The organism is Methylobacterium sp. E-005, from assembly GCF_022829725.1.
GTDB lineage: Bacteria > Pseudomonadota > Alphaproteobacteria > Rhizobiales > Beijerinckiaceae > Methylobacterium.
Genome location: NZ_JAKSYG010000005.1, coordinates 1 through 230, shown reverse-complemented (window position 1 = coordinate 230; position 230 = coordinate 1). Strand labels below are relative to the sequence as shown.

Genomic DNA, 230 nt, shown 5'->3' with positions numbered 1-230 from the left:
CGCACCGGTCTCAGATCCTCCGGCAGCAGTGCAATCGCGTCCTTCGCAGCAAGGACATCCACGATGTCGTAGGCGCCGTCGAGATGATTGCGGCAGACGCAATTCTCAGTCTGCCGGGCATCTCCGAAGCCGCGGCTATCTCAGCTGCTGACGCCATCGCCGCCGACATCCGCAACATCATCCGCGAACGCTTTACCACTCAGGGGAAAGGACACTGACCCATGCCCGTC

Annotated in this window: 1 protein-coding gene; it reads left to right on the top strand. The window is 61.7% G+C overall.

The window, feature by feature from the left end:
• Positions 1–218 (top strand): hypothetical protein (locus MKK88_RS00030; protein ID WP_243996485.1); only part of this gene is annotated, 218 nt, incomplete at its 5' end.
• Positions 219–230: the final 12 nt, after the last annotated feature.